This window comes from Leptospira biflexa serovar Patoc strain 'Patoc 1 (Paris)', from assembly GCF_000017685.1.
GTDB lineage: Bacteria > Spirochaetota > Leptospiria > Leptospirales > Leptospiraceae > Leptospira_A > Leptospira_A biflexa.
The window spans coordinates 3,156,726-3,182,093 of sequence record NC_010602.1; the positions used below are offsets into that span (position 1 = coordinate 3,156,726).

The following is a 25,368-nucleotide window of genomic DNA, read 5'->3' on the forward strand; positions in this document are numbered from 1 at the left end:
CTCACTCCCCTCTTCTCGAAGCTCCGCCCATCTCGTACAACCTTCTAAATTCGAGCATGCGGCGTGACATTTCATTGAATCTCTGCGCAAGGATGACAAACAAATTGGTCAAAAGTTTGATGGCCAAAGTGGGACTTTGGATTTCTAATTTTTGAAATTCATTTGGTGTGAGGATGAGAAGTTTCGCATGGTCTCGCACGATGATGTCTGCATTACGATTTGATTTTGCCACAAAGCCCAGTTCCCCAAAGATCTCCCCTTGGTTTAAAATGGAGATCGTCGAACGCACACCATCCTCGCGGTTCACAACCACTTCCACACTCCCATCTAAAACACAAAACAATCCTTGGCTTTCTTGGTTTTGGTGGAAGACGATGTCACCATCTTCATAATCAATTAAATCAAGCATGGATAAAAGTTTTTTGGATTCTTCTTCCGTAAACCCTCGTAAAAACGAGAGAAACTGGCTCGGAGGGAGCATCATATCATGAACGATATTTTGCCAAACATCATCCCCTTCCATGGAGAAGAGAGGCCTTATGTCTTTATAGTCAGGAAATTTGGTTTCAAAGAGATGAGAAAGCTCAGTACCTGCAGTGAATCTCTTCGCCAAACGTAGAAAAGGTGAATGGATCTGTTTTAGGTATTCATTATCATCTAACAAAAATACCATCGGGATCACAATGCCGTATTCCGGATGGTGGATGTTCTTTTTGTACATTCTGTACCCAACTTGGTTGTACAAACGCACCAAGTGTGGATTGGTATCTATAAAATCGATGACGATCCCGTTTTCCCTTGCATGTTCGTAGATCTTCATACAAAGCATACTGGCTGCAGCAGTATGACGGTATTCACGTTTCACCATCAGTTTGGTCGACATGGAGACCTTGTCAGGATAGAAGGGGCGGAAGAGTTCCATTTCATAAAGCTCTTCACATTCCAAACTCCCATCTTTACGAAAGTTGATGCGAACGGTCCCGATGATCTCCCCTTCTTCGGTTTCCGCAAGAAAAAGATGGCCCGTTTCATCAAACGGTTCCTTAATCATTTTTGTCGAATGGTCCGCATATTCTTGGACTCTGTTCATTTCTTGAACATAGATATCGTAACGGAGGTGGTAAATTTTATTACGATCTTCTTCCGTCGTTGCCAAATGGACTTTGATATGACTCATACTTGCCGTCCTCCTTAAAAATTTGAAAAATCATTTGCAATTTATGCAAAATGTATGACGTTATCAGTTAATTTTCCGCATTTACTAAAACGAAATATAAAGAAAGATACCTTTACTCTATGCCGCAATCCTCTTCCAACGAAAATCGCTTCGTCCTCTCGGACTATTACAAGAAACAACTTAAAGAGATTGCCTTCCAGGGGGAATTTAGGGCCGAAACCTTCGCGACCAAATTCCGATTCTTCTTCCTGGGTTTTTTGGTTATCTTTGCAACTCTCGGACTGCTTTCCGGCCGTCCACCTGTTGAATTTTATTACCAAATCTCTGCGATCTTAGTTTTACTCTGTTATAACTTTGTTGTCCTCTATTCATTAAAGAAGTCGGGTAAATATCTCAATATATTTAAATTCTCTTCTTCATTTTTAGAGATCACCCTACTTACATTCGTTACAGGGTATACGGCTTACTCCCAAAAAAACCCAAGTCTTGTGTATGCCGCACCGATGATTTATGTCTTCTTCATTCTCATCGCTCTTGCATCCATACGGAATAATACTAAGACTATCATCTTTGCAGTGATTGTACTCATCGTTGAGTACGCATCTCTTACCATTTATTTTTACCCTGAGATGACAGACCTGAACTCCAAACTCATGGAGTTGTCTCAGTATCTCAAACCAAACTTCTTAGAAGAGAATAGTTCTTTTTTCCTTGTCAGTGCTGTTCCGATGGGAATCTTTCTCATCTTGCTCTATATGGTTGTGACTGGTGGTCTCATTCTTTACGCCATCCTCAACACATCCCGCACCACACAAGAACAAGCCGACTTAATTTTTAATACAGAAAAACAAGCCATCCTCGAAGAGAACATGCGTCTCGGTATGGAATTAGACGTAGCAAGGCAGATCCAGGCCATGGTACTTCCCCGCAATGAAGAATTAAAACAAATTGATGAACTCGAAATTTCTGCGCGGATGGATTCGGCCAATGAAGTGGGTGGGGACTATTATGATGTGGTCCACCATGAAGATGGTACGGTCTACATCGGGATTGGAGACGTCACAGACCATGGACTCGCATCGGGAGTTGTGATGCTCATGACGCAGTCGGCATTTATCACCACCTTACGTTCCAAGGTAATTTCTTTACGAGAATCCCTTCGTTCCATCAACTCCATTTTGTTTTCCAACATCCATGTGAGGATGAATGACATTCGTAACTTAACACTCTCATTGTTCTCGTATAAAAATGGAGTGTTTACGACCGCAGGCCAACACGAAACCATTATGGTATACCGCCATGCTTTGAAAAAAAACCGAGATCATCGATACTGTCGATAACGGTATGTTAGTTGGTCTTACAGAATCCATCGATGAATTCATCCACGAAAAACCAATTCCCTTACAACCAAACGATATCATTTTACTCTACACCGATGGTGCCACAGAAGCAGAAAATCCGAAACGTGAGCAGTTTGGATCGGATCGATTGATTGAATCACTGGAAAAACATGCGGATTTACCCACAACGGATGAAATATTGGCAGCCATATTCCAAGACATCTATGTTTTTATCGATGGGATGGATGTGTATGATGACATTACCATTATGATCATGAGGAAACGAGGTTAAGGGTTTTATGGACATCAATAAGGTTTTGGAAGAGGAAAAAGCCAAGTATGAAGAATTGGAAGTCCTTTACCAAAACATCATTGACCACTCTACCGAAATCGAAAACGAACTTCTAGAAAATAATAAAAAGATCCAAATGTACTTGGATCGAATGCGCCGGTATCTCTCTCCCCAATTGTATGAAATGATTACTGGCGCTGAAGTGGAAACATCCATCTCTCACCAAAGGCGAAAACTCACCATTTTTTTCTCTGACATTGTTGGCTTTACTACCATTACAGATTCTATCGAACCAGAAATTCTCTCCGATTGTTTGAATAAATATTTGGACGTAATGTCAAGCATTGCCATCAAATACGGTGGGACCATCGACAAATTCATAGGTGATGCCATTATGATTTTTTTTGGCGCTCCCAGTTTTGAAAACGACAAGGCCCATGCGTTAAACTGTGTGAAGATGGCCATTGAAATGAGAGACAGTTTGCCTGCGTTAGACGAATATTGGCGAAAATCAGGGATCAATCACAACCTAACATGCCGTATAGGAATCAATACAGGTTACGTGACAGTGGGAAATTTCGGAACCAACGAAAGGATGGATTATACCATCATCGGTGGGCCTGTGAATGTTGCTTCCCGTTTAGAAAATGCATCGAATGCTGGAGAGATCTTAATTTCCAACGCAACCAAATCCCTGATAGACGAATTCATAGAAACTATCCCAAAAGGTGAGGTCCTTGTGAAAGGTGTACACACCCCAATTGAAACCTTTCAAGTGATTGGACTAAAGAATGACCAAGAGAAAAAGGAGAATCCTTTTGTGAAATTTGATGGAGAAGGATTCCTTTTAAAACCACTCCACTTCGACAAACTCAGCACAAACCCCGAAGAACGCCGATTAATGCAAAATGCATTAGAAAAAGCGCTTGCGGCTTTGAAGTAGTTTCGCTACATTCTTTAGTTGAACTACGAATATGCGAAAATATGGAAATCTAACCCACACATCGTATTCTGATAAAAAGCCAGAATCCATCATCGAAATCCATTTGAAACCTTTGGATTTGATGCGGTATTGGCGCCGTATTGGTGTACTCTCGGATTTTATTGGTTACTTTTATGGGTTTTCCTTTTTGCCCAATGTTCCAACGGATTCGATGGACATGAAAAATTCTGAGATTGTCAATTCAATCTCCACTGTTTTCAATGAGCTCTTAGAAAATGCCGCCAAATATTCCTATGACAAAAAGGCGGATATCGAAATCTCCCTCATCCATCGCGGACAATCCTTTGAAATGCTTGTACGGAATAAAACCAATGAGTCCAATGTCTCGGCGTATGAAGCGAGTTTAAAAGAAATTTTTTCTGCAAAAGACTTGGAACAACTCTACTTTCAAAAAATTGAATCGAATGATCCCAATTCCAATCGATCAGGAATTGGGCTCATCATGGTGCTAAAGGATTACCCAGTGGAGATGGAAGTCATTTTAGAATCCGAAGAGGATCATACCATCATCACGAGTCGCATCATTTATTTTACAGACGAGTCCCTTCAATCATAATCTCTAAGATTTGACCGACTTCCTTCTCAAAGGATTGTTTTTCCTCTTCATTCGATTGGATCTGTTTCCACTTTCGTTCATTGAGTACGGCAAAGCCATGTACCCCACTCCAAAAGCTCATCATCAGTGTCGCCGTCGGAACTGATTTTTTTAATACCAATTGGTTTTGACCATATTCGACAATCCGAAACATTCCCATATACGCTTCGTTTCCACATTCGCGTAGTTCCTCGGAAATGGGATCACCCGAAACGTAAATCTCACCACCAAACATTAGTTCTGTCCGTCTTGGATTGTTTAATAATAAATAAATATACCTTTCCCCAGCCTTTCGGATTTTTTCCAGTGGGTCCTCTGAGTGATCCCATGCTTCTTTCATGGCAAGGGCCAGTTCTTTGAAACCTTGTGCCACCAGGGCTTGGAGTAGATCCATTTTTTTGGGGAAATGGCGGTAGGGGGCGGTGTGGCTCACTCCTAGGTCCTGGGCAATGTCTCGAAGGCTCAAGGAAGAGACCCCTGTTTTTTCGAGCACATTACGAGAGTGCTCCAATACCTCTTCCCGTAAATTCCCATGGTGGTAAGCCGAGCCAGTTGTATCGGAAATTTTAGACTGAGAACTCTGTTTGGAAGGAAGATCTGAGGTTTTTCGCAGGTTCGCTGATTTTTTAGGGGTCGTTTGTTTTTTAGATGGTTTCATAAAATGTTTACAATGTATACTTTTTATGTTGACGGAGTATACATTATTGTTTACGCTGTCAACATTATGAAATACGCCGACTTTAAAAGACAACCACTTTTTTGGAATGGAATGGCGATGCTCGTACTCACGGTATCCATGATTCCATTGGTTTTTTTAGATACAAGAACCCTTTTTGGGGTCAACCTTTGGATCAAACCGATTAAGTTCTCCTTATCTCTTGGGATCTATTCCTTTTCCACCATCTGGATCCTGCAGAGGTTTTTAGCTGACTGGAGACACAGAAGTAAAACACAAATTGCCCTCACAATCACTTCTGCCATTGAGATCATCCTCATCACATGGCAAGCAGCACGGGGGGAAGCAAGTCACTTCAATGTTTCGAGTACTTGGAACCAGGTTGTGTTCTCGATCATGGGAACAAGCATTTCCATCTTTTGGCTCTTCCATTTAGGAATCATTTTTCCCATCCTCAAACAAAAACAAATGGCAACCTCGGTGCGAGAAAGTCTCCTTTGGGGCCTTACGATTGCTGGATTTGGGATGATCATTGGGTTTTTTATGACGCAACCTCGTCCCGAACAATTGGAACTCATGCAAAAAGGGATCTTTCAAACCAGTGGGGGTCATTCCTTCGGAACTGGGGAACAAGGTTCGGGTCTCTTCTTTTTTGGATGGAGTACGGTGATAGGTGATATGCGTGTTCCCCATTTTTTTGGAATGCATGTGATGCAAGTTTTCTTTGTGTTGGCGGCATACCTACTTCAATGGAAAGAATCCGCCGAACAAAAGATAGTGGTTCGAATCATTGGAATCTTAATCCTTTCCATGAATGTTATGATGGTCATACAAACCTTATGGGGTTTTTCCATTTTTTCTTACCATCCTTCCTTTACGCCAAGTTATGCGATCATCCTTTTGATTCTTTTTTCACTTGGTATCCGCCTTTTTTCAATTCCTAAAATTTCAGAACCAGAGGTAACTGTATGAATCCATCTTTACTCTTTTCCATAACCAATGCCTTAACTGTTGTCGCCTGGATGGTCCTTATCCTATCACCAAACCAAAACAAGGTGATTCCTTATTTACGAATTTTGGTCTCAGGTTTTTTCCTTGGAGGGTTGTACATCCTTTCCCTCTCTCTAGGTTTTGGTAAAGCCGAAGGTAACTTTTCAAGTTTGGAATCAGTTCGTTCCTTATTTATGAACGACGAATTCCTATTAGCAGGTTGGGTGCATTACCTTGCGTTTGATTTGTTTTTGGGAACTTGGGAAGCAGAAGATGGAAAGATGAATGGAATCCATAGATTGGTTTTAGTTCCGATCCATGGACTTACCTTCTATTATGGTCCTGTGGGACTTGTTTTGTATTTCCTTGTCCGTGGTTTCCAAACCAGACGAGTTGGTTTTTAGCCACCATACACATCTAAGAGAGAAAGAACCCTTTGGTAGCGGTTTTTTTTCTCTTCGTCTGCTTCCAAATCCGCAATTTCCAAGTTTTCGAAAGCCAAATCCCTTCCTGTTTTTTCTTCCAATGTTTTGGCATTTGCCTTCGCACCAGATTCGAGTAGTAAGGCAAGGACGGAAGAATTTCCAAACTTACATGCCTCATGAAGGGCAGTGCTACCCACTTGATCAGCAGTGTGGATATCGATCCCTGCTTGGATGAGTCGTTTGGCCATACTCGGTTCGCCAAACACCGAACACCAATGGAGAGGTGTCATTCCATTCACGGATTGTAAGTTGACCTTGGCCCCTCGTCGGATCAGTTCATCCATAAGTTGCGTTTTTTCTTGCAATCGCAGTTTGTTATCTTGGCATAATTTAAAAATGGCAGTCTCACCATTGGCATCAACTATATTGGGATTAGCTCCTCGTTCTAATAAACGCATACACGACTTGTATTTGGATCGAACAAAAGCTTCTTGTAGTAAAGTGAACCCGAGTGGGTTTCGGATCGAATCTTTGATGATATAATCTAAAGATCCTACTGATCGGACAAAGGAATCCAATAAATACACATCATCCTCGTCTAACCAATCTAAGGTTTGGTCATCGTTTTTTGTTTCCAATTGATTTCCAAGATGTTTGTGGTATTCCTCTGGAAATTTGGTTTTGAGAAGTGGAATGAACATAGGTTCCACTTCTGAATGGCAAACCACATCGTGGATGATATGCCAATGTTCTGCATTTGGATGTAATTGATTGGAAATCAAAAAGATAAAGGATTCGTTGAGTTTCTTTTGTGTGATTTGGAATTTTGCTTGGATATTCCCTTCTTTAAAATGAACTTCGGAAACAGTGGTTTGGTTTTCTGGCCAATGATAGACCACCAAACTCAGAAGTTCGTCTTTTTCTTTTTCACTCAGCTCTGGGAAATGTTTTTGTAAGGACAAAATATTGCCTGACAATGCATAAATTTTTGCGGCCAAAAAATTTGTGATAAAATCGGGAAGTTCTTTGTTTGCCACACCGTATTCATCAAATTCAATTTTGTAAACATGAGTAGCGGTAAAACTTCCATGTAAAAATGTATTCCATTCATCAGAGATTGCCAAATACAATTTCCCATTCACCAAAGCATGGTCAATGCCTTCAACAGTTAAGGATAATCGAACTGGTGCCGTATTCACATTATGATTGATGATGATGCTGAGTGTTTTGGATGGGGATTCTGTTGTGATGTCATAAACAAAATTTTTGAGCCTGATCATTTCGGGAAGACCTGAGATGGAAATTCGAACGTCATCATCGTTACCTTCTTCGTCTTTGAGAAAAACAAGTTCTTCATTGGACCAGTCGGAAACAAAATGAGTCGTATAACGACCGAAAATTTGTCCTTGTAAGGTATGATTTGGAATTTGGCCTAAAAAATTAAGGTCGAATAACACGAGTGAGTCGGATCTTTCTTCGGCTTGGTTCTTTCGGAAATCAAAATGATTCCAAATGGAACATTTTTTACACCGGTACTTTCCTTTTTTGCCTTCCAATTTGGATGAAGAAATGGAATGACCACTGAGACAATTGGAGCAGGTTAAAATCGTTTTCATATTTCGCTTGTTCCGATATAGAATCCAAGAGACTTTACCATGATCAATCGAAAATTAGAACCTTTAAAACATTCAGGTAGGGATTCATGGGACAAAATCAATATTTAATCATTGGTGGTTCGGGGGAAGCGGGCCAAAGTGCGATTGCCGCCATCCGGTCCATAGACCCAAACGCTTATATCATCGCTTCCACTACGACAAATGAACCCGTGTCGAATTCTGATCTCAGTTTATTTGGAAAACGTGCCGAACCGGGTTTGGCAACATCCATACAGGAAAATTTAGCCAAGCACGGAAGGTTACAAACATTACAAGCACTCATCTACACTCCTGCATTGGGTGAGGTTGGTTTTCCCATTGCAGAGAGTACCCCCCCTCAAATCAAAGAGACATTAGGAATTTGTTTGGACCCGATGCTCCATTTGGAAGAAGTATTACAACCCAAACTCACAGTCGCCTATTCCGCGTTTTATTGGCTCAGTCATACCTTGGCCTTTTATGGATCGATGGGAATTGCCAAGTACAAAGCCGATGAATGGGTTTTGAAAGATCCCAATAAACGTCGCATTGTAAGAGCTGGGACATTTTTTTCCAAAAGTGTGAGAGGGATTTCCATCGTATTACAAAGGACGATGAAACAAACAAAGAACCCAGACCTTTTGGATCTCAAATCCAAATTTGAAACATCGAATCAAAAGTTTATGGATTTTTTCCTTTCTTATGCTTGGGAACATGAAAAAGAATCCTTTCAAAACCAATTTGCAACCCCGTATCGACCCACCATCCGAGAGGATTTGACCAGAGGACTCACGAGAGCACTCCAAACCCAAGCACCGATTGTGACCGTACTTGGGGATTGGTCATGGGAAGAAAATCAAATGCCCCATCTCCCAGAATGGTTCCGTAAATTTTAGTTGATGGGAAAATCCAAGGTTCAATAAGTAGACCGAACGGTATACAGAGGATCAAATGTTACAACTTGTGTTTCGCAAAAAAGGAATCTTGGATTGGGAAGAAGTGGAACCACCCACAATCACAGGTGAAAACCAAGCTCTTGTTGAACCAATTGCTATTGCTCGCTGTGATTTGGATTTACCCATCGTGAGAGGTGAAACATTATTCCGTCCACCGTTTCCCGTAGGACACGAGTTTGTTGGTCGTATCAAACAAATCTCTGAAGACTTAGAAGGAAAATTCAAAATTGGTGCGATTGTGGCTCTCCCCTTCCAAATCTCATGTGGGACATGTCCAACTTGTTTGTCCCACCATTCCAATTCTTGTGAGACTGTGCCCTACACGTCTGCTTATGGAATGCCACCAGGTGCCCATCATGTTGGTGGTGCTATCACAGAACTCATCAAAGTTCCATTCGCAAAACAAATGTTATTTGAACTGGATCCAAATATCAATCCTGTGGGGATTGCCAGTTTCAGTGACAATATTGCCGAAGCCTGGAAACTTGCTGGCCGTTTTTTAGAACGCAAAAAAGATCCCAAAACATTAGTGGTGGGAGGAAACGCCGGAAGCATTGGACTCTACACGGCACTTTACCTCCACCAAACAAAAAAAGCCGAAGTGGTGTATGCCGACACAGACAAAACACGCATTGAACTCGCTGCTTCCCTTGGGATCCCCGTGAACCATTACACAACATTTCCCAAACCAAATTCAAAATATGATTTGGTATGTGATGCCTCTGCCACAAAAGAAGGTTGGGAGTTTGCTACAAGGTCTTTGGGACGAAATGCAATTCTAAGTTCTGCCTCCATCTTTTGGACCAATCGATTGGAAATTCCCTATTTGGAGATGTACAACCAAGGTGCAGAAATTCAGATTGGCCGAGTGGAATCCATTGATTCGATGCATGCCTTGTATCCAGAGATCCAAAGTGGAGTGTTTACCCCAGAAAAAATCGTGACGAAAACGGTTTCCTTTGCCGAAGCCAAAGAAGCTTGGATGGAAGAGTCGATCAAACTCGTGGTCACTCGTTAAACATTGGATTGGAATCAATTTTGAGAAAACATTTCGATAGAAATCGCGAAACTAAACTTTCTTCTAAGAGGAAATGGAATCTCCTTTTCCATTGTGGAATGGGAATACTATCTTTTGTTTCCTTTCCTGTTTTCACACTTTATCCCGATTCCATCCAAGAACGATTTATACCACCTAACGGATACAAACGAGTAGTTTATCCAAAAACAAGTTTTGCATCTTACTTACAAAACTTTCCCTTAAAACCGAAAGGAAGCCCAGTCCTTTTGTACAATGGGAACCACAAACAAAACCAAGTCCATGCGGCCGTTTTAGACTTTCCTCTATTGAAACGAGACCTGATCCAATGTGCGGATGCCGTCATGAAACTCCGTGCCGAGTATTTTTATGCGCAAAAAAAATATGATGCGATCCAATTTAAAATCAGTAATGGGATGGAGGTTCCTTTCCATCGATTTGCCAAAGGGGAACGAGTGGATGTCAAAGGGAACAAAACCAGTTGGAAACAAGGGAAATTCAAAAAAGGGTATGGGCGCGATGTCTTTGAAGAATACTTACAATTTATCTACAGTTATGCGGGAACCATTTCCCTCAAATCGGAACTTGTCAAAAAATCAGTAATACAATTGGAACCTGGTGATGTTTGGATTGAAGCAGGATCCCCAGGACATGTGGTGATGGTAGTAGACAAAGCCACGAGTGACGATGGACAAATGGTATTCCTTTTGGCTCAAAGTTATATGCCGTCACAGGAAATGCACATTTTGAAATCGGAGGGTGAATACTCTCCTTGGTTTCCTCTTCCAAAAGGTAATAATTTCCAAACCCCAGAATGGGAATTCCAAACAAATCAATTTTATGGATTTTTAAATCTAAAAAAATCTCCTTAGTTTTCACTTTTCATTTTTCCAATCAAGGTGATACTGTCACTGTGTTGGGAAAAATGAAAAACATCGCCGTGTATTGCGGCTCTTCCTCCGGAAACGATCCTTCTTTTGAAAAAGAAGCCTTTCGATTAGGGGATTACTTAGCCACTCATAAACTTGGTTTGGTTTATGGTGGTGCCAGTGTGGGTCTTATGGGTGCAGTCGCAAACGGTTGTTTGTCGAAACAAGGCAAAGTCATCGGAGTTATCCCAAACTTTCTCAAACGAAAGGAAATCGAACACATTGGCCTTACAGAACTCATCCAGGTGGAGTCCATGCATGAAAGAAAACGGATCATGTTTGACTTATCCGATGCCTTCCTTGTGTTACCTGGTGGATTTGGAACCATGGAGGAGTTTTTTGAAGTGGTGACTTGGTCCCAACTAGGATTACACAACAAACCCATTGTGCTTTTGAATTGGAATGGATTTTATAACCCTCTTGTCCAAATGCTCCATACCATGTTGGACTCAGGGTTCTTAAAAAAAGAAAATCTAAACCTTGTGCAAGTCCTAAACAAAACGGACGATTTACTCACCCATTTACATAACTATTCTCCGTCTAAGACGGAGAAATGGTTGTCGGAAGATAGCATCTAATCAAAATTCAATGGCAAGGAAGGAACAAACAGATCTATGCTCCGTAAGCTACTTACATTTCAGTTTCCTAAATCATTTTCTTTTGCCATAGGGCTCACCCTCTTTTTTGGTTCCTTTCCAGTTCTTGTTGCAAACCCCGACCTACTTGAAGGAGATATCTACTACTACGATACCGTTGGTCAAAATCGGAGCCGACCTCCCCAAAGGCCTCATCCCAACAACCTCCACGTGCCCACAATCCCCGCCAAACAAGAGATAACCGTTTTCTCGAATGCCGCGACAGACAAAACTGCATACCCTTACATCCAAACAGCCATTAACTTTGTGGAAGGCCATTTCTCCTTCAAAGCATTTTTGGCCGACGGCACTGAAGTCTCCTATTCCACTCGTGGAGAACATGTGCGTTACTCCAAATGTTTTGGCGAACTTTGTATCATCATCTCCCAAAAAAATGTGTTAGGTGTGAGTAATACAAGCACCGAATGGGAAAAGGGCCATATCTTTGGAGAAGAACGTTACGAAGTGGCAGTGGGTCACAGGGCCGCCCTTGTGGCAAGTGATCGCAAACTCTACTTATACAATAGTTATACGAACCATTGGGAAACCATTAGCCTCGAACAAGAAACCCTTCGTTCCTTTGCCAACCTCTATGATAAAGTGGCCATCATCACATCCCGCCGTATCCTTGTGATTGACCTTACCACCGAAGCCCAATTTGAACAAAACTTACTACTCCGTCGCATTTACCAATTTGAATTGAGAGATGGCTTTATCAATTTTTACTCTGGTGATAAACTTTGGATGTTTCGCCACCAAACAGAGGCATTCGAAGAAGTGGATTTGACGGATTAACCCTTCGGTAAACTCAGGGCAGGCCCTTCGGCACTTCGACATGCTAAAGGACAGAGACATTGATCAACTTAAGGTAAGAATTTTTTTCCGAAAGGTTTGGGCGCCTCGGATCTGTTAGTGGATGATGATACAATCCAATCACGACCGCGCTTTACGCTCCAATCTTTCCTACGGAAAGGATTTCCGCTGCAATCGCTGGCGCAGTAAATCTAAATGAATCGAATGTCCGATCACATTCTTCACTGGATCCATTTTGATTTGAACCAAGCATACGAGAAGTTCCGAGTGTTTCAGATTGTATTTTGCAGGCAGGAACTTGGTTTGGCGCTACTAGAAAGAAGATTGGAGAAACGACAGTTGCCAACTTGCACATATTCTCGATTGGCTTTCTAATTCTTCTCGTTGGAGCTATTTTCTATACCATTCGTAAATCCTGTAAATCCCTTCTACATTCAGAGACTGGATCTGATCAAAAGGTGAAGGACGTATCTTAGTGGAGAATGGGGAAATACAAATTTGTCGTAGACCGAGCGAAGCTGGAATTACAGAAGTGAATCGTTTTCTCGCTGTTATGCGAAACAGATAGATTTAACTGACTTTCTTGAATTCTTCATTCACTTTTTCTGAAAGTAATATCTTGATTAGAGACTGAGAAGGCACATCATTTTTATTGGCTAAGATTTTAATTCTTTCCAGTAGAGCTTCTGGTAATCTTAGAGAAATCATTTCAGTAGAAGGTTTAAGATTTGGGAATTTTACTTTCTCTGAATTTTCAAAATTAAAATAATCAGTCGCTTCATTCTAATCGCAAAACTCAATTTCTTCTTCAAGTGATTTGAATTTAGGAATTTTCTTTTTGTTAGTTTTCAAAAAACTTTCTTTCCTTTTTGCTCATATCTCTAGTAGAAATAATTCTAATTTTATTATTTCGAATGGTGAGTACCGCAAACAGCCTCCTTGAATCATTGGAAATTCCTAAGGAAGCAAATCTCCTTTCTTTTTCTGAATGATTTTCATCGTAAGCAATCAGAATCGGCTCATTAAAGAATATTTCCTCATTTTCCCCGAGTTTTACTTTATGCTTAAGCCAATTTTTATCAATATTTCCATGATCCCACTCAAAACCTTCTATTGAGGAAAATTCCAGTAGTTTCATGTATATGTCTAGAATATACATTTTTTAGACTACGATCACCTATTTTTTTTAGTTGCCACTCGCGCCGACTTACATCCCAATCTTCGACATGCTAAAGGACCAGTAATGACCAATCTGTCACGAATACGGGAACTAACCCACGCTTGGTGATTTTATCGTGGAAAAGTCATAAGATGATCGTAACTGGTAAAACAAAACAACAGTGAATGGTTTATTTTTTGATTCCTTCTCTATTCAAAATTTTTTTTCATCATGTTTTGATTTTAGCAAAAACTAAGGCATTACTCTCTGCATTGATAGAAACAACAACGCATCAAGACGACAAACATAAAGCTTTCGAAAATCTAACAGATGAGAGGTGGTTTGCGGTAAATATTATTTTAAGATTTGAATTTGACTCGTGAAATTGTCTCAAAGTCTAAACATTGGCATTATGAACTCATACCGTTTTTTGATTTCGCTCTTTCTCATTTACTTTAGTGTTTCTACGTGTAAACCTTCCACTCTGGAAAATGGTTGTGACCCAAGTTCGAAATCTTTTTATTCATTGGTACTCATCAAGAGTCTGTCCAACGAACGTTCTGCAAGTTGTGTTCCTTTTTTCGAAAGGAGCTTACCTAATTTTATCAGTTATGGTGTGTTTTCAGCTGGCTCACCAACGGAAGTATTGACCGCCGCCATCGCAAAAGGGAAATTTTATATCGGCGGTTTGTTTGATCAAATCGCGGCAACCACCGGTGGGGGAGCCTTTGTTTGGAGTGATTCTGGCACTCCCGTTGCTTCTACCTATTGCCCACAATTGGACGTATTCAATGACACAACATCCAGTTTTGGAACGATCAACCAAGCGGTTCTCGACCCAGAAGGAAATCTTTACATTCTGGGAAACTTCACCCACATCCAAAGTTATCCGAGGCAAAACTTAGCCAAAATCAACTCGCGATGCCAATTGGATTTAGAGTTTGATGCAAAATTAAATCCATCTAGTACCATTTTTTATGATCTGCTCTATTTAGATGGTCGTATCTTTATTTCAGGCGACTTCCAAACTTCCAATGGAGCCATCACCAATGTTCCTACCACTACGTTTCGTGAACATATTGCCTCTGTGAATGCAAAAACGGGATTGATTGACTCTTGGAATCCAAATGTAACAGGAACAGATGTTAGATGTATGACAACTGATGGCACCTATATTTATATTGGAGGTGGGTTTACTGCTGTGAATGCAAATGGGGCAGGCAATCTAGGCAAACTGCACAAAGACAACGGTTCCACTTTTTATGCGATGGTTGATACTAACGGTACAGTCAATGCAGTGGAAATAAAAGATGGAATTTTATACATCGGCGGAGTTTTCTCAGCTCTGAACGGAAGCACTGTCACTCGTTCCAAACTGGCAGCCATTGATTTATCCACAAACTCGGTGACATCTGCTTTCAGTTCGTTAACGATCGCAGGAAATGCAGTCTTTGATATCGCAATTTACAATAATACACTCTTTGTAGCAGGTGAAATTTCAACACCTAGACTCGGAATCTTTAAGATAGATTTACTCGGGACAGTGCAAAGTAATAATTATGCAATTGATGGAATCTTTCAAAATGTATACAAACTTTCACTCGTTGGAGATCAGTTGTTTGCATTTGGATCATTTGAAACGGTATGTACATTAGATAGAAAGTATTTTTTTCAATTGGACATTCCGACAGATCAAATCACTTCATTTGATCCCAAGCTTATGAATGCCAATTATGAATTCAATGGCGTTGCGATAAAGATGAAAGATAATGTGATCTTTTTGGGAGGTGGATTCGGAGCCGTTGACACAAGATCACAAAGTTATTTTGCTGAATTGGATCTACAAACAGGTCAGCCAACAAATTGGAATCCGCAACCGAATGATCTCATTTCCAATATCTTAATTGCAGAAAATCGAATTTACTTACACGGACAATTTTCATTGATTGATAGCACTGTTCGTCAATCCACAGCAGCTTTTGATTTAGACACAAAAGCATTGTTAGCTTGGAATCCAATTTTTCCTGCCGTCTCAATCGAATCCATGATTTATCATCAAGACTCCATTTATGTAGGTGGTTCGTTTACGACCGTTAACTCAATATCTGTCAACCGTATCGCAAAACATGATCTCAATGAAAGTGGATTTGATCCAAATTTCATAACAACTCCCAATAATACAGTGCGATCCCTACAAATCTGGAACGAAGAGCTTTTTGCAGCCGGCCAATTCACATCCATTCCTGACGCAGCAATCCACCTAGCTAAACTCAATCGATCGACTGGTGGTTTTCTCGGAACCCATTCAGATACTTTTTCCTCTAACTTTTCTGCCTATACTAGTTTTGTTTCTGACAACCGTTTGATTTTAAGCGGACAATACGAAACTGTATCTCCCATCCCAGGGTTTGGTCTTTCTTTTTACCAACTTCCAAATTTAACTTCAATTTCCACCAATGGAACCTTTGCCAGTACATCCGAATTCGTTCGATCCATCGACCAAAGCGAAACAAGGATCTACTTAGGAGGCCTTATCACAACCGTCGGAGGTAATGCGCGAAATGGAATTTTTTCTTTGAACCGACAAACACTAACAATTAATAGTTGGGATCCAAAATTAGAATCGGGTTCGGCAATCCGAAAAATCATTTTTCATGAAAATGCGGTTTATGCGTTTGGCAACATTGTGAATGCTAACAAACGTTACAGATCCGGAATCGTAAAAATGGAAGCGGAGTCGGGGTTTTTATATTAAAACATTACCGAAACGTAGACACGAAGCGAACATCCACCTACTCAGGAACCACAACAATGGTTCTTGAGAAAAAATCGAATTCCTTCGAAATACCACATGAGATTGCATACGACAGTTAGGTGAAAACATCGACCTATAAATAACAAAAACCTAAACTGTTCCTTTTAATATTTTAATTGTAGCATTATCCATTAATATTTCTAAATAATTGGCTTAACAATACGACAAAGTTGATACTTGCAAATATTCTAATACACACGATAAATTATTTTTTTACAAAATCAGAGATTCATAAAATTTTGTGAATTAAATATTCCCTTTATTTGTTAAACGATATAGATGCAATCTTTCTCTACTTTCTTTTTTTTATTCATTTTCTTTCTAACTTCGTGTAACGACCAGTCTACCAACAAAGATTTGTTTCTTTTGGCTTTTTTGAATTTTTCAGGAGTTCCTGCCAATTCTGGACTAGAAGACAAATTCCAATCCACTCAAGCAACTACCTTTTATCGAAAGGATGGAAACATAGAATTCCAAGACATTCTCATTGAATACAAACTGAACTCATCGCAAGTCACTTCGGAAACTGTAGAAGCATTTATAGGAAATCCAAATGAAATTTCTTATGATGCGCAAACGAATCAAATTTCTGGATTTTTCCAACAGAAAGAGGATTCATTCCAAACGAATTCAGTTGTCTTTTCGTATTCAGATCATACAAAAAAATTCAAAGTTTTAATCACTGTAAAGAGAGACGGTAAAGTGATTTCCTTACGGGAACTGACCACCACTCCGCCAAATCCTCCAACCATCCCTCCTAATTCTATCACCTTACCTCTGATCAGTTATGAAACCAAACGATCGTTCATTGGTGGCACAGAACACCAAGTGATCCGAGTTAAATTTGAATCAGGTTCGGATCTATCCGCATTCAAACAACTAAATGCTTATATTGGTAGACCAAGTATCATCGCCCTTGCAGCGGATCAATATAATGTGAACAATTATATCTCTGCCTCGTATTTTGATACTTCATCCCAAAACTTTTTATTTTTAACTCCCGAACTAAACTCATCTTATAAAATTATTGTTGTGGGTTCCACTGCTGATGCAAAAGGAAATCGAAGTATCGATACTGTTCCTCCTCCCCCACCAGTTTCCCCATGCCTTGGAAGTGTGAATGCTCCTACTACCATTGGAAACTGTGCAACCCATTGTATGGTTGTGGATTTAGTTGGGAATCAAATGACATATACAACAAAAGCAACAATCCAAACTGCAACCGAAGACTACCTCTATTTAGATTCCACAAGTTCTACGGTGAGTGGCAACAGCGGACCCGCAGGTTTTACATATGATGAATTTTTTTCTCCGATCACTGCGGGAACATACCAAACGAACCCAAGTACCTTTGATGTCACGTCTTATCATGAACAATGTGTCGTCCTTTCTTCCTATTTTGTGCAAGATGGACCTAATGGATTTCGAGATCATTATCTCTCAGGAAAAGTTTTTGTCCCATAACAGTCATTATACTAAATAATTGAATTTAATTAATTCTCTACAGGATTTTGATTTCACCGAGGGAATCTAATTTCAAAGAATGTTGTTTGTTCTAGTTTTTGATGAAATATTTTCCAAACAATTGATTTACCAGATTTTTGACGAATCAGATTCCGATTCCATTTCCAACCCATATTCCGACAATCCATCCCTTTGCTATCATATCTTCCATTGCCATAGGAATGCTTAAAAAAACTTAAATTAGAACTAAAGTAAGATTCAAATCGACAAATCAGAAATTTTGTAAATTAGATTTGACTTTGATCCGTCTTACTTCATACACTTCGGCAAGCTCATTGCAGGTACAAAGGATTGTCTCCCCAATATCGGTGATTGTTTTTAGGCATTGGTGATTGGAAAATCTCATTCCAAGTTCCAAAGTGGTTCCATTAAAAACTCGGACGTATTTACCTTATGAATCAAATAAAATGGTTATCTCTCCGATATCAGTTTTTAACACTTGTTTGCTGTATTTTTATCTCTTTGTGTTTTATTCTCACTTGTGAAAAAAATAGTTCCCCAGAACAAGTTGCCTTCAAAAAGGTATATGATGAAAAAAAATGGGGTGGAGGATCAGGCATTGGCTCTTGGCCAGAGAATGCGGGTCCTTATCTCACACTTTTACAAGAATACTTGAATGATCCAAAGTATCAAACGATTGTAGATCTTGGTTGTGGAGATTGGAGACTGATGGAAACCATGATCATTCCAGAGGAAAAAAATTATTTGGGATATGATCTTGTGCCATCCCTCATCGAACAAAACACAAAAAAATATTCCAAAAAAAATGTTAAATTCATAATGATCAAACAACTAAGTGACATTCGAAATGTCTCAGCAGACCTATTAATCGTAAAAGACGTGTTACACCATTGGCCTATCGCACATATAAACTATTTTCTAAAAGAAATATTGCCAAACTATCGGTATGCACTCATCACCAACGATTATAATTTATTTGCATTGAACCAGGATATAAATTTCGCAGAGTTTCGGCCGATCAATTTACAAAAAGAACCCTTCGTTCCCGTGATTGGCCTTCAAGTCTTATTTGATTATCCCTCGCATGGAATCATAAAACGTGTCTACTTATATAAAAATCCGGCTGATTAGGTCGCAAAAAAAACGGTGCATTCGAAGTCGTGGAATGAACGGACTAAGGGGATTGAATCTTTTTCAGAAAGAATTTTGGCGCCTCGTATTTGTTAGTGGATTGTCACTCTATCCAAACACGACCGCGCTATCCGCTCCAATCTTTCCAATGAGATATATGCCAATATGTGTTTTATAAGGAAAGGATTTCCGCTTCTATCGCTGGCGCGGGAATGCTTGGTGTCAAAGGCTTGGGAATTTAGGTATTTAAGCACTATTATGGATGAATATAAATAGATATTATTTCATATGCATGATCAGTTTTGGAACAATCATTATCTACTTGTTTGGCATACCTCTTTACTTTGCCATTTCTTGCAAGGATTCAATGGTCGCTTCAGGATAATCGTTTAAGATGAACGGAACTTTTTTTGAGTCATCAAAGTGAAATACATTTCCATTTTTGATTTCGACAACAGTATTAAGATAAAGAACTAGAGGTTGGCAATTCCAAACACCACCAACATCGCCATTGGCTTCATTTTTCACATTTCCACTATAATTAAAACAAATGGCTCGATTACTCTTTATTTTATAAAGACCTACGACAAGTGATTTGTTCTTAGGATACCAAAGGAAAGTCATTCCATTTCTGTCATTGTATTCAATTTGATTTCCATGAAATAAAGCATCAAAATGTCGGAGAGTTTTGTTATCCGTTAAACTTAAGACTTGTTCATCAGTGATCCTTTCAAATTTCAACAAATGTTCATCAAAATATTTTTCATTGCTTGGATTTTTATTTACAGACTTACATGAGAAAAAAATCAATTGAGAAAAAAGTAACAAAATCGAGATCATTCTTTGGATCCTATTTTTGTCCTTATCATTTAAATCAAGTTCCTCAAAATACATTTTACCTAAATCCATACCAAACCATCCTCTCTTTACCTTTTCTTCTAAAACACATCACCTAACTTTAGAAGTTCCTTATCCCAATTCACTTTTTCTTTTCGGCTCTTTCTCTCAATTTTTCCGTAAAGTCATCGGAAAGAGGTCGAAGTGCTCCATTGCATTTAGGTCCTTTGCAACGATAATACCCGTCCCATTCTCCTTCTTGTATTTTTAATGACCCGTTAGGTCCACCACGTAAGAACATCAATTTGCCATATCCATCGTATTTTCCTGACTTAAATTCTCCCTCGTAGACAATGGTAGGTTCAAGTTCATTCCACTTCCCATCTTTATATTCCGGCATGGAATAAGTTGTCTCCACCCCATAACCTTGATATTCCCAATGATGCATTTCACCATTGTAGCTTTCATTTTTTACCGAGCTATATGACTTTACCTTTCCCTTAGGGCTCCATTGTTGCAAACTCCCTTGGTAATAGGTTCCCGACCAATGTAACATTGTTCCATTCCCATCATCACAATTGCCTTCCGTACAAATCCATCCTTTGCGAAACGTACCTGAGATGGTTTTACCTAACCTTGTGGTCAGTTGTCCATTCCCATGGGGAACACCGTTTTCAAACTCACCTTCATACTTCCATGGACAACTTGCGATTTCTTCTTTAGGCCATGGCGACGTTAATAGTTTTTCCCATTTCCCTTTTCCATGAAAGAGGTCATTTTGAAATTCACCCTCGTATTTCTCACCTTTGATAGAAGACAACATCTTTTCAAATTTACCGAATCCTGAGCGCATTCCGTTTTTAAACTCGCCACGATATTCAGCGTAAGTTATAAATCCATTATCAATTTCCTTATTTCTTGGACCAATGAACTCGATCCGTTGGAAGCCGTATCCATCTTGGCAGTTTCCGTTGACACAATATAGCTCCCCAACTTGAGGAGAAGAGACACATTGGTTACAAAAGTAGAAGATGCTTAAGATTGGTATAAAAAAATCCAATATTATGTTTTTCATATTTAATTCCTTATATTCGTTCAAGAATGCATTCGATTGCAATATTGATTTTGGAAACGATACAAAGTAGTTCAAGATTCCAAAGAAAGAACTAATTTCATCCCTTCTTCCACTTTTTTCATATGTTTGTTTTTAATTTCTGTTACCTTTTTGATGAAGCGTTCTCGATCAATGGTTACAATTTGTGAGACATTGACAATTGAATCTTTGGAAAGATTTGTATCTTCCTTTTTTAACATTGAATTGCCTGGTGCCGTTGCTAAATGCAAGTTCGTGGTCAATGGAACAACGATGATGGTGTTAATATTACTATGATTAAAGGCATTATTTTGAACGATTAAAACTGGTCTTTGGAATCCAGGTTCACTTCCAAATGGAATCCCAAGGTCAACCCACCAGATTTCACCACGTGTCATTTTTTAGACTTCTTCGTAAGGTGGCGACAGAGAGACTCGATGCCAAAGTTTCTGTTTCTTTTGTCGATTTTGTATACACTTTGTTTAAACTATCTGTTATGCTTTCATTGGAATGGTTTTGAATGAATTCTTCAAGCGCGAGTGCAAACAACTGACTTCTGGGAATACCTAATTTTTTTGCTGTTTTTTCCGCAGATACAAAAAGATCGTCTGGAATTGATACCGCAGTTTTCATACAAAAAGTATGACTCCGGTATAACCGTGATTCAAGTCTTTTTTTGGATAAAAATCCAGATTTTTTTGCTGGTTGATTGTTTCTATGATTGCAATTTAAATCTCAGTTAGATTCTTTTTTGTTGAAAAGTAAGGTCATATCACCTAACATAGAATTTTCGTCCCGCCAGACACTCCCTGTAGTTGACGCTTTCAGGGAGACTTATCCGGTTTCACATGCTTGTATTCAATTCCCTTTTCTTTTAGAAAGGCAATGATCCGATTGAAATCTCTTTCTTGAAAATTAGGTGCATTTCTTAATTTTTCCTTTAGTTGTAATCTGTCTTGAATCAAATCACCACCAAAACCTAATGGGTATAGTGTTAGGCCTAGATTAAATCCACTTTTTAATAAAAACAATGTTATATTCAGATGATTTTGAGTGATTGAGTCTGCAACAGCACGACCATGCCCAAAATTGACATCCGCCCCTCTTGCCACGAGCATCTCTACACTTTTGAAATGTCCAGCTTCAGCAGCAACACTCAAGGCTGATTCTGGCGGATGATTTTCATCTAACAAACTTTCATCATAGATTGCCTTTGCATTGGGATCTCCTCCATTTTCTAATAGCAATCTCAGAATGGAGGGACTTTCACGAGCCGCATAAATCATAGGAGACTTAGGTTCTAAAACTGACTTAAAATTTGGGTCCGCACCATGTTCTAAAAGGGGAAGTACCGCCCATTCTCGGTCCAAAAGAATTGCCATACTCAACAAAGGAACTCCCGCATCGTTTGGAACATTCAAATCAACTTTTTTCTCAGAGAGTAAAGTTTGTAATCGGCTATAATCACAAAGGTATATTGCTCTTGCCATTTCCCATTGAGGCGTATTTTGGAATTTTCGAGGATCCATAATTCTTAAATTCTTTATTTTCTCTTTGGGAACTTCTTTGTCCAAGTTTTTAGATTCTGTTAATTTTAGATAATAGGACTTAGTCTGTGTCCAAATACAACCAGTCGTAAACAAAGGGAAAAGAGAAATGACGATGAAGATCGAGGTATTGTTTAAAATGGATTTTCGGTCACTTACATTCATATCTAATGCTTCCTTTATTGTAATCCATGCATTTCATATAATGATTGTCAATAATTTGAATCAATTTCATTGGTTTTTGGTTAGTAAGTTTGTCCTTCTATAGAAACATATATTTACTAGTTCAAATCTTATCATTTTGGCGCCTCGGATATGTTAGTGGATTGTTATTCGATCCAAACACGACCGCGCTATCCGCTCCAATCTTTCCTATCGGAAAGGATTTCCGCTTCTATCGCTGGCGCCGGGATTGATTCTTTAATCAAACAAAATCTTCTTTCTATCGCAAGGGAAGGTGCATTTCGGTAAAAAAAGATCCATCCATTTATCTTTTCCATCTCACAAGAATACTTTAACCGAAGTAATCAGGGTGACTTACGAGGTTTCACATGTTTGTATTGAATTCCCTTTCATTAAAACGAGGAGAATTACTTAATCTCTCATTAACTTGTAACCTATCTTGAATCAAATCAGGGCCAAAGCCGATTGGGTACAACTCCACACTCAAGTCGAAGCCATTTTTTAATAAATACATTGTGATCCCAAGATGATCTTGTGTCATTGATTCATATACAGCACGACCACGCCCAAAATTGACATTCGCACCTCTTGCCACGAGCATCTCTACACTTTTGAAATGTCCATTCTTCGCAGCAACACTCAAGGCTGATTCTGGGGGATGATTTTCATCTAACAAACTTTCATCATAGATTGCCATAGCATTGGGATCTCCACCATGATCGAGGAGTAATTTCAACATGGCAGGACTTTGGCGAGCTGCATAAATCATAGGAGACTCAGGGTTTAAAACTGACTTAAAATTTGGATTAGCACCATGTTCTAGAAGGGGAAGTATCGCCCCTTCTCGGTCCCAAACAATTGCCAAACTTAATAATGGGATTCCAACATCATTGGGAACATTCAAATCAACCTTTTTCTCGGAATGAAAAGTTTGTAATTGGTTCTCATCATAAAGATAAATCGCCCTTGCCATTTCCCATTGCGGTGTATTTTGGAATTTTCGTGGATCAAAGTGCCTTAACTGTTTTTTATCAACCTCTTTGTCTAAGAGATTCGCTTCTGTTAGTTTTAAATAATAAGACTTTGTTTTTGTCCAAATACAGCCAAGAGTAAAGATTGGGAAGAGAGCAATGAACAAGAGTAATTTGGGTTTGTAAAGATTCGATTTTTGTTCCATTTCATTCATTTCTATTAGTTCCTATTTCGTTATCCATGCAAAACCGCGTTTTTCAGTACTATCCTAATATGGATTTCGTTTGCCTTTTAACATTGAAATCCCAGCAGACTTCATGTGCTAGTATCGTATTCACCTAACATTTCGGACCTTTGCAATTTGCTATGTTATCCCACTCTCCTTCAGAAACGCCTATCAAATTTCCAAAATCATCAAATCTGGATACCTTCCCTTGCCCTTTCATATCTCCTTTAACGAACATTCCATCATAGCGAATATTTAAGGTTTGCTCTCTATATTTTCCATTGATCCATTTTGGTAATTCATAGGATTTGTATGTTCCAAATCCTTCATATCTTCCATCTTTGAATCCTCCAATGTATTTGATTCTATTATTAGCATCGTATTCTTCCCCATATCCATTTCTCTCAGCATCCTTGAAAGCACCTTTATAGTGAAGTCCATGCCAAAAAAGAATTGCACCTTCACCATCTACACAATTCCCTTCATAACAAATTCCACCGAAGGCAAATTCGCCTTTATAAACTTTTCCAGTACGAGTTGTCAGTGTACCGTTTCCATGTGGTTTACAATTCTCAAAAAAACCTTCATATTTCCATGGACAACTTTCTAACTCATCTTTAGGCCAAGGGATTGATTTTAATTTATCCCACTTTCCATATCCATGAAATTTATGATTAACAAATCCCCCTTCATAATATTCTCCGTTCCATGATCTTTTATCCAAGATTCCATATCCATGGAACTTGCCGTTTAGGAATTCTCCTGCGTATCGTAATACTTTTTTACTACCATCATCATTTAAATATGGCTGCGTAAATATTTCAACACCGTAACGATTTTGACAGTCACCTTCTAAACATTTATGTCCTTTTGCCTTAGGTGCTGCACATTTACACATGACTACAAATAGTGCCAAACATAACCAGATTTTCTTACTTAGATGATTGCTCATAAATCGGTAACCCTAGATTTTCATTGATAGTTCTAATGTGCTGCATAAAATTTATTTTTTTCTTTCCAAATTCTTTTTCAGTTCCCGGTTTTTTAGTCTCGTAATCTTTGTGAATTTCAAAAACTTTTGAGCTTTGAAACTTAAAATTTGTGATCATAGGGCTTCTAGAAGTGCCACCAAAAAAAGCCTTGGTCAATGTAAAATCATCCTTTTATCGAATTTACCTTTGCGAAAGGGATACGACGGGCTTGGTCTGCCAGAGGCAGACGGATGCGAACGCGAACCCCAAAGTAGCCCGGTCCCAAATTTAGAAACAATTGCACCAACAAACGAAAGCTATTTTTTTTCAAAATACATTTCGGGATTCGCCACAAAAGTATTCAAAAGTTTTCATTTCAAAAGATAACTACCGAATAAGAGAGGTTTTGTGTGCAAAGGGAAATCGCAGGAAGAGAAAAGAACGGAGA

Annotated in this window: 28 protein-coding genes and 1 pseudogene; 14 read left to right on the forward strand and 15 right to left on the reverse strand. The window is 39.2% G+C overall.

Annotated elements, in window-relative coordinates; translation table 11 throughout:
- Nucleotide 1: 1 nt before the first annotated feature.
- Complete coding sequence (locus LEPBI_RS14900) at nucleotides 2-1,177, reverse strand: GNAT family N-acetyltransferase (protein WP_012389967.1); 1,176 nt, start codon at nucleotides 1,175-1,177, stop codon at nucleotides 2-4.
- A gap of 257 nt (nucleotides 1,178-1,434) precedes the next feature.
- Here LEPBI_RS14900 and LEPBI_RS19335 point away from each other — a divergent pair, with 257 nt between their 5' ends.
- The 4 genes from LEPBI_RS19335 to LEPBI_RS14915 are packed head-to-tail and all read left to right on the forward strand — an operon-like array spanning nucleotide 1,435 to nucleotide 4,368.
- Entirely contained in the window at nucleotides 1,435-2,517 is a 1,083-nt protein-coding gene (locus LEPBI_RS19335) for a PP2C family protein-serine/threonine phosphatase (RefSeq protein ID WP_264365851.1), read from the forward strand.
- Between the two features lie 4 nt (nucleotides 2,518-2,521).
- Nucleotides 2,522-2,809, forward strand: a complete 288-nt coding sequence (locus LEPBI_RS19340) for a PP2C family protein-serine/threonine phosphatase (RefSeq protein ID WP_012389969.1) — start codon at nucleotides 2,522-2,524, stop codon at nucleotides 2,807-2,809.
- 7 nt (nucleotides 2,810-2,816) lie between these two features.
- Complete coding sequence (locus LEPBI_RS14910) at nucleotides 2,817-3,752, forward strand: adenylate/guanylate cyclase domain-containing protein (protein ID WP_012389970.1); 936 nt, start codon at nucleotides 2,817-2,819, stop codon at nucleotides 3,750-3,752.
- 31 nt (nucleotides 3,753-3,783) lie between these two features.
- Nucleotides 3,784-4,368: a DUF6272 family protein gene (locus LEPBI_RS14915; RefSeq protein ID WP_012389971.1), complete on the forward strand. Its 585-nt coding sequence runs from the start codon at nucleotides 3,784-3,786 to the stop codon at nucleotides 4,366-4,368.
- Here LEPBI_RS14915 and LEPBI_RS14920 read toward each other — a convergent pair.
- Nucleotides 4,343-5,065 carry a TetR/AcrR family transcriptional regulator gene (locus tag LEPBI_RS14920; RefSeq protein ID WP_012476418.1) on the reverse strand — a complete coding sequence of 241 codons (723 nt, stop codon included), beginning with the start codon at nucleotides 5,063-5,065 and terminating at the stop codon, nucleotides 4,343-4,345. The two genes, LEPBI_RS14915 and LEPBI_RS14920, sit on opposite strands and share 26 nt — an antisense overlap.
- A 66-nt stretch (nucleotides 5,066-5,131) precedes the next feature.
- Here LEPBI_RS14920 and LEPBI_RS14925 point away from each other — a divergent pair, with 66 nt between their 5' ends.
- Both LEPBI_RS14925 and LEPBI_RS14930 read left to right on the forward strand, forming a co-directional pair.
- Nucleotides 5,132-6,055: a membrane protein gene (locus LEPBI_RS14925; protein ID WP_012476419.1), complete on the forward strand. Its 924-nt coding sequence runs from the start codon at nucleotides 5,132-5,134 to the stop codon at nucleotides 6,053-6,055.
- A complete protein-coding gene (locus tag LEPBI_RS14930; protein WP_012389974.1) occupies nucleotides 6,052-6,477 on the forward strand; it encodes an ABA4-like family protein in 426 nt (141 codons plus the stop codon). The genes LEPBI_RS14925 and LEPBI_RS14930 overlap by 4 nt, the downstream gene beginning before the upstream one ends.
- Here the strand turns inward: LEPBI_RS14930 and LEPBI_RS14935 are convergent.
- On the reverse strand, nucleotides 6,474-8,114 hold the full coding sequence (locus tag LEPBI_RS14935; RefSeq protein WP_012389975.1) for an ankyrin repeat domain-containing protein: 1,641 nt from the start codon (nucleotides 8,112-8,114) through the stop codon (nucleotides 6,474-6,476). The two genes, LEPBI_RS14930 and LEPBI_RS14935, sit on opposite strands and share 4 nt — an antisense overlap.
- Before the next feature lie 86 nt (nucleotides 8,115-8,200).
- Between LEPBI_RS14935 and LEPBI_RS14940 the strand changes: the two genes are divergently transcribed.
- From LEPBI_RS14940 to LEPBI_RS14960, 5 genes are all read left to right on the forward strand, one after another.
- The gene (locus LEPBI_RS14940; RefSeq protein WP_012389976.1) at nucleotides 8,201-9,028 is read left to right on the forward strand and encodes a hypothetical protein; all 828 of its coding nucleotides are present in this window, start codon (nucleotides 8,201-8,203) and stop codon (nucleotides 9,026-9,028) included.
- 55 nt (nucleotides 9,029-9,083) lie between these two features.
- Nucleotides 9,084-10,106 carry a zinc-dependent alcohol dehydrogenase gene (locus LEPBI_RS14945; protein WP_012389977.1) on the forward strand — a complete coding sequence of 341 codons (1,023 nt, stop codon included), beginning with the start codon at nucleotides 9,084-9,086 and terminating at the stop codon, nucleotides 10,104-10,106.
- A gap of 98 nt (nucleotides 10,107-10,204) precedes the next feature.
- Nucleotides 10,205-10,996, forward strand: a complete 792-nt coding sequence (locus LEPBI_RS14950) for a DUF4846 domain-containing protein (protein WP_012389978.1) — start codon at nucleotides 10,205-10,207, stop codon at nucleotides 10,994-10,996.
- A gap of 53 nt (nucleotides 10,997-11,049) precedes the next feature.
- On the forward strand, nucleotides 11,050-11,631 hold the full coding sequence (locus LEPBI_RS14955; protein WP_187148060.1) for an LOG family protein: 582 nt from the start codon (nucleotides 11,050-11,052) through the stop codon (nucleotides 11,629-11,631).
- A 36-nt stretch (nucleotides 11,632-11,667) separates the two neighbouring features.
- Nucleotides 11,668-12,483: a hypothetical protein gene (locus tag LEPBI_RS14960; RefSeq protein WP_012389980.1), complete on the forward strand. Its 816-nt coding sequence runs from the start codon at nucleotides 11,668-11,670 to the stop codon at nucleotides 12,481-12,483.
- A gap of 151 nt (nucleotides 12,484-12,634) precedes the next feature.
- On the opposite strand, the gene LEPBI_RS14965 is transcribed toward LEPBI_RS14960, so the two are convergent.
- From LEPBI_RS14965 to LEPBI_RS14975, 3 genes and pseudogenes are all read right to left on the reverse strand, one after another.
- Nucleotides 12,635-12,856, reverse strand: a complete 222-nt coding sequence (locus LEPBI_RS14965) for a hypothetical protein (RefSeq protein ID WP_041769901.1) — start codon at nucleotides 12,854-12,856, stop codon at nucleotides 12,635-12,637.
- Between the two features lie 215 nt (nucleotides 12,857-13,071).
- Nucleotides 13,072-13,353 (reverse strand): annotated as a pseudogene (locus LEPBI_RS14970) (BrnA antitoxin family protein).
- Nucleotides 13,343-13,639 carry a BrnT family toxin gene (locus LEPBI_RS14975; protein WP_041770061.1) on the reverse strand — a complete coding sequence of 99 codons (297 nt, stop codon included), beginning with the start codon at nucleotides 13,637-13,639 and terminating at the stop codon, nucleotides 13,343-13,345. The pseudogene LEPBI_RS14970 and the gene LEPBI_RS14975 overlap by 11 nt, the downstream one beginning before the upstream one ends.
- 433 nt (nucleotides 13,640-14,072) lie before the next feature.
- Here LEPBI_RS14975 and LEPBI_RS14985 point away from each other — a divergent pair, with 433 nt between their 5' ends.
- A complete protein-coding gene (locus LEPBI_RS14985; RefSeq protein WP_012476421.1) occupies nucleotides 14,073-16,415 on the forward strand; it encodes a hypothetical protein in 2,343 nt (780 codons plus the stop codon).
- Nucleotides 16,416-16,754: 339 nt separating this feature from the next.
- The gene (locus tag LEPBI_RS14990; RefSeq protein WP_012389985.1) at nucleotides 16,755-17,939 is read left to right on the forward strand and encodes a hypothetical protein; all 1,185 of its coding nucleotides are present in this window, start codon (nucleotides 16,755-16,757) and stop codon (nucleotides 17,937-17,939) included.
- A 271-nt stretch (nucleotides 17,940-18,210) separates the two neighbouring features.
- Here the strand turns inward: LEPBI_RS14990 and LEPBI_RS19345 are convergent, their stop codons facing one another.
- Nucleotides 18,211-18,345, reverse strand: coding sequence for a hypothetical protein (locus LEPBI_RS19345; RefSeq protein ID WP_264365856.1), 135 nt, complete (start codon nucleotides 18,343-18,345; stop codon nucleotides 18,211-18,213).
- Between the two features lie 47 nt (nucleotides 18,346-18,392).
- On the opposite strand from LEPBI_RS19345, the gene LEPBI_RS14995 reads away from it, so the two are divergent.
- On the forward strand, nucleotides 18,393-19,091 hold the full coding sequence (locus LEPBI_RS14995; protein WP_012389987.1) for a class I SAM-dependent methyltransferase: 699 nt from the start codon (nucleotides 18,393-18,395) through the stop codon (nucleotides 19,089-19,091).
- A gap of 339 nt (nucleotides 19,092-19,430) precedes the next feature.
- Here LEPBI_RS14995 and LEPBI_RS15000 read toward each other — a convergent pair whose 3' ends face one another.
- From LEPBI_RS15000 to LEPBI_RS19160, 8 genes are all read right to left on the reverse strand, one after another.
- Nucleotides 19,431-20,000: a hypothetical protein gene (locus LEPBI_RS15000; RefSeq protein WP_012389988.1), complete on the reverse strand. Its 570-nt coding sequence runs from the start codon at nucleotides 19,998-20,000 to the stop codon at nucleotides 19,431-19,433.
- 70 nt (nucleotides 20,001-20,070) lie between these two features.
- Nucleotides 20,071-21,003 carry an MORN repeat-containing protein gene (locus LEPBI_RS15005; protein WP_012389989.1) on the reverse strand — a complete coding sequence of 311 codons (933 nt, stop codon included), beginning with the start codon at nucleotides 21,001-21,003 and terminating at the stop codon, nucleotides 20,071-20,073.
- A 71-nt stretch (nucleotides 21,004-21,074) separates the two neighbouring features.
- A complete protein-coding gene (locus LEPBI_RS15010; RefSeq protein ID WP_012389990.1) occupies nucleotides 21,075-21,419 on the reverse strand; it encodes a type II toxin-antitoxin system PemK/MazF family toxin in 345 nt (114 codons plus the stop codon).
- The gene (locus LEPBI_RS15015) at nucleotides 21,406-21,654 is read right to left on the reverse strand and encodes a hypothetical protein (protein ID WP_012389991.1); all 249 of its coding nucleotides are present in this window, start codon (nucleotides 21,652-21,654) and stop codon (nucleotides 21,406-21,408) included. The genes LEPBI_RS15010 and LEPBI_RS15015 overlap by 14 nt, the downstream gene beginning before the upstream one ends.
- Nucleotides 21,655-21,845: 191 nt before the next feature.
- A complete protein-coding gene (locus LEPBI_RS15020; RefSeq protein WP_012389992.1) occupies nucleotides 21,846-22,733 on the reverse strand; it encodes an ankyrin repeat domain-containing protein in 888 nt (295 codons plus the stop codon).
- Between the two features lie 382 nt (nucleotides 22,734-23,115).
- Nucleotides 23,116-23,937 (reverse strand): ankyrin repeat domain-containing protein, encoded by an 822-nt coding sequence (locus tag LEPBI_RS15025; RefSeq protein ID WP_012389993.1) that lies wholly within the window; start codon nucleotides 23,935-23,937, stop codon nucleotides 23,116-23,118.
- A 124-nt stretch (nucleotides 23,938-24,061) separates the two neighbouring features.
- Nucleotides 24,062-24,865, reverse strand: a complete 804-nt coding sequence (locus LEPBI_RS15030) for an MORN repeat-containing protein (RefSeq protein ID WP_012389994.1) — start codon at nucleotides 24,863-24,865, stop codon at nucleotides 24,062-24,064.
- Nucleotides 24,866-24,881: 16 nt separating this feature from the next.
- Nucleotides 24,882-25,058, reverse strand: a complete 177-nt coding sequence (locus LEPBI_RS19160; RefSeq protein WP_167530803.1) for a hypothetical protein — start codon at nucleotides 25,056-25,058, stop codon at nucleotides 24,882-24,884.
- Nucleotides 25,059-25,368 lie beyond the last annotated feature (310 nt).

Bases quoted from the DNA above. Each gene is read 5' to 3' on its own strand.
- LEPBI_RS14900 (WP_012389967.1), bottom strand. From the start codon at position 1,177: ATGAGTCATATCAAAGTCCATTTGGCAACGACGGAAGAAGATCGTAAT.
- LEPBI_RS19340 (WP_012389969.1), top strand. From the start codon at position 2,522: ATGTTAGTTGGTCTTACAGAATCCATCGATGAATTCATCCACGAAAAA.
- LEPBI_RS14910 (WP_012389970.1), top strand. From the start codon at position 2,817: ATGGACATCAATAAGGTTTTGGAAGAGGAAAAAGCCAAGTATGAAGAA.
- LEPBI_RS14915 (WP_012389971.1), top strand. From the start codon at position 3,784: ATGCGAAAATATGGAAATCTAACCCACACATCGTATTCTGATAAAAAG.
- LEPBI_RS14920 (WP_012476418.1), bottom strand. From the start codon at position 5,065: ATGAAACCATCTAAAAAACAAACGACCCCTAAAAAATCAGCGAACCTG.
- LEPBI_RS14925 (WP_012476419.1), top strand. From the start codon at position 5,132: ATGAAATACGCCGACTTTAAAAGACAACCACTTTTTTGGAATGGAATG.
- LEPBI_RS14930 (WP_012389974.1), top strand. From the start codon at position 6,052: ATGAATCCATCTTTACTCTTTTCCATAACCAATGCCTTAACTGTTGTC.
- LEPBI_RS14935 (WP_012389975.1), bottom strand. From the start codon at position 8,114: ATGAAAACGATTTTAACCTGCTCCAATTGTCTCAGTGGTCATTCCATT.
- LEPBI_RS14940 (WP_012389976.1), top strand. From the start codon at position 8,201: ATGGGACAAAATCAATATTTAATCATTGGTGGTTCGGGGGAAGCGGGC.
- LEPBI_RS14945 (WP_012389977.1), top strand. From the start codon at position 9,084: ATGTTACAACTTGTGTTTCGCAAAAAAGGAATCTTGGATTGGGAAGAA.
- LEPBI_RS14950 (WP_012389978.1), top strand. From the start codon at position 10,205: ATGGGAATACTATCTTTTGTTTCCTTTCCTGTTTTCACACTTTATCCC.
- LEPBI_RS14955 (WP_187148060.1), top strand. From the start codon at position 11,050: ATGAAAAACATCGCCGTGTATTGCGGCTCTTCCTCCGGAAACGATCCT.
- LEPBI_RS14960 (WP_012389980.1), top strand. From the start codon at position 11,668: ATGCTCCGTAAGCTACTTACATTTCAGTTTCCTAAATCATTTTCTTTT.
- LEPBI_RS14965 (WP_041769901.1), bottom strand. From the start codon at position 12,856: ATGTGCAAGTTGGCAACTGTCGTTTCTCCAATCTTCTTTCTAGTAGCG.
- LEPBI_RS14975 (WP_041770061.1), bottom strand. From the start codon at position 13,639: ATGAAACTACTGGAATTTTCCTCAATAGAAGGTTTTGAGTGGGATCAT.
- LEPBI_RS14985 (WP_012476421.1), top strand. From the start codon at position 14,073: ATGAACTCATACCGTTTTTTGATTTCGCTCTTTCTCATTTACTTTAGT.
- LEPBI_RS14990 (WP_012389985.1), top strand. From the start codon at position 16,755: ATGCAATCTTTCTCTACTTTCTTTTTTTTATTCATTTTCTTTCTAACT.
- LEPBI_RS19345 (WP_264365856.1), bottom strand. From the start codon at position 18,345: ATGAGATTTTCCAATCACCAATGCCTAAAAACAATCACCGATATTGGG.
- LEPBI_RS14995 (WP_012389987.1), top strand. From the start codon at position 18,393: ATGAATCAAATAAAATGGTTATCTCTCCGATATCAGTTTTTAACACTT.
- LEPBI_RS15000 (WP_012389988.1), bottom strand. From the start codon at position 20,000: ATGGATTTAGGTAAAATGTATTTTGAGGAACTTGATTTAAATGATAAG.
- LEPBI_RS15005 (WP_012389989.1), bottom strand. From the start codon at position 21,003: ATGAAAAACATAATATTGGATTTTTTTATACCAATCTTAAGCATCTTC.
- LEPBI_RS15010 (WP_012389990.1), bottom strand. From the start codon at position 21,419: ATGACACGTGGTGAAATCTGGTGGGTTGACCTTGGGATTCCATTTGGA.
- LEPBI_RS15015 (WP_012389991.1), bottom strand. From the start codon at position 21,654: ATGAAAACTGCGGTATCAATTCCAGACGATCTTTTTGTATCTGCGGAA.
- LEPBI_RS15020 (WP_012389992.1), bottom strand. From the start codon at position 22,733: ATGAATGTAAGTGACCGAAAATCCATTTTAAACAATACCTCGATCTTC.
- LEPBI_RS15025 (WP_012389993.1), bottom strand. From the start codon at position 23,937: ATGAATGAAATGGAACAAAAATCGAATCTTTACAAACCCAAATTACTC.
- LEPBI_RS19160 (WP_167530803.1), bottom strand. From the start codon at position 25,058: ATGATCACAAATTTTAAGTTTCAAAGCTCAAAAGTTTTTGAAATTCAC.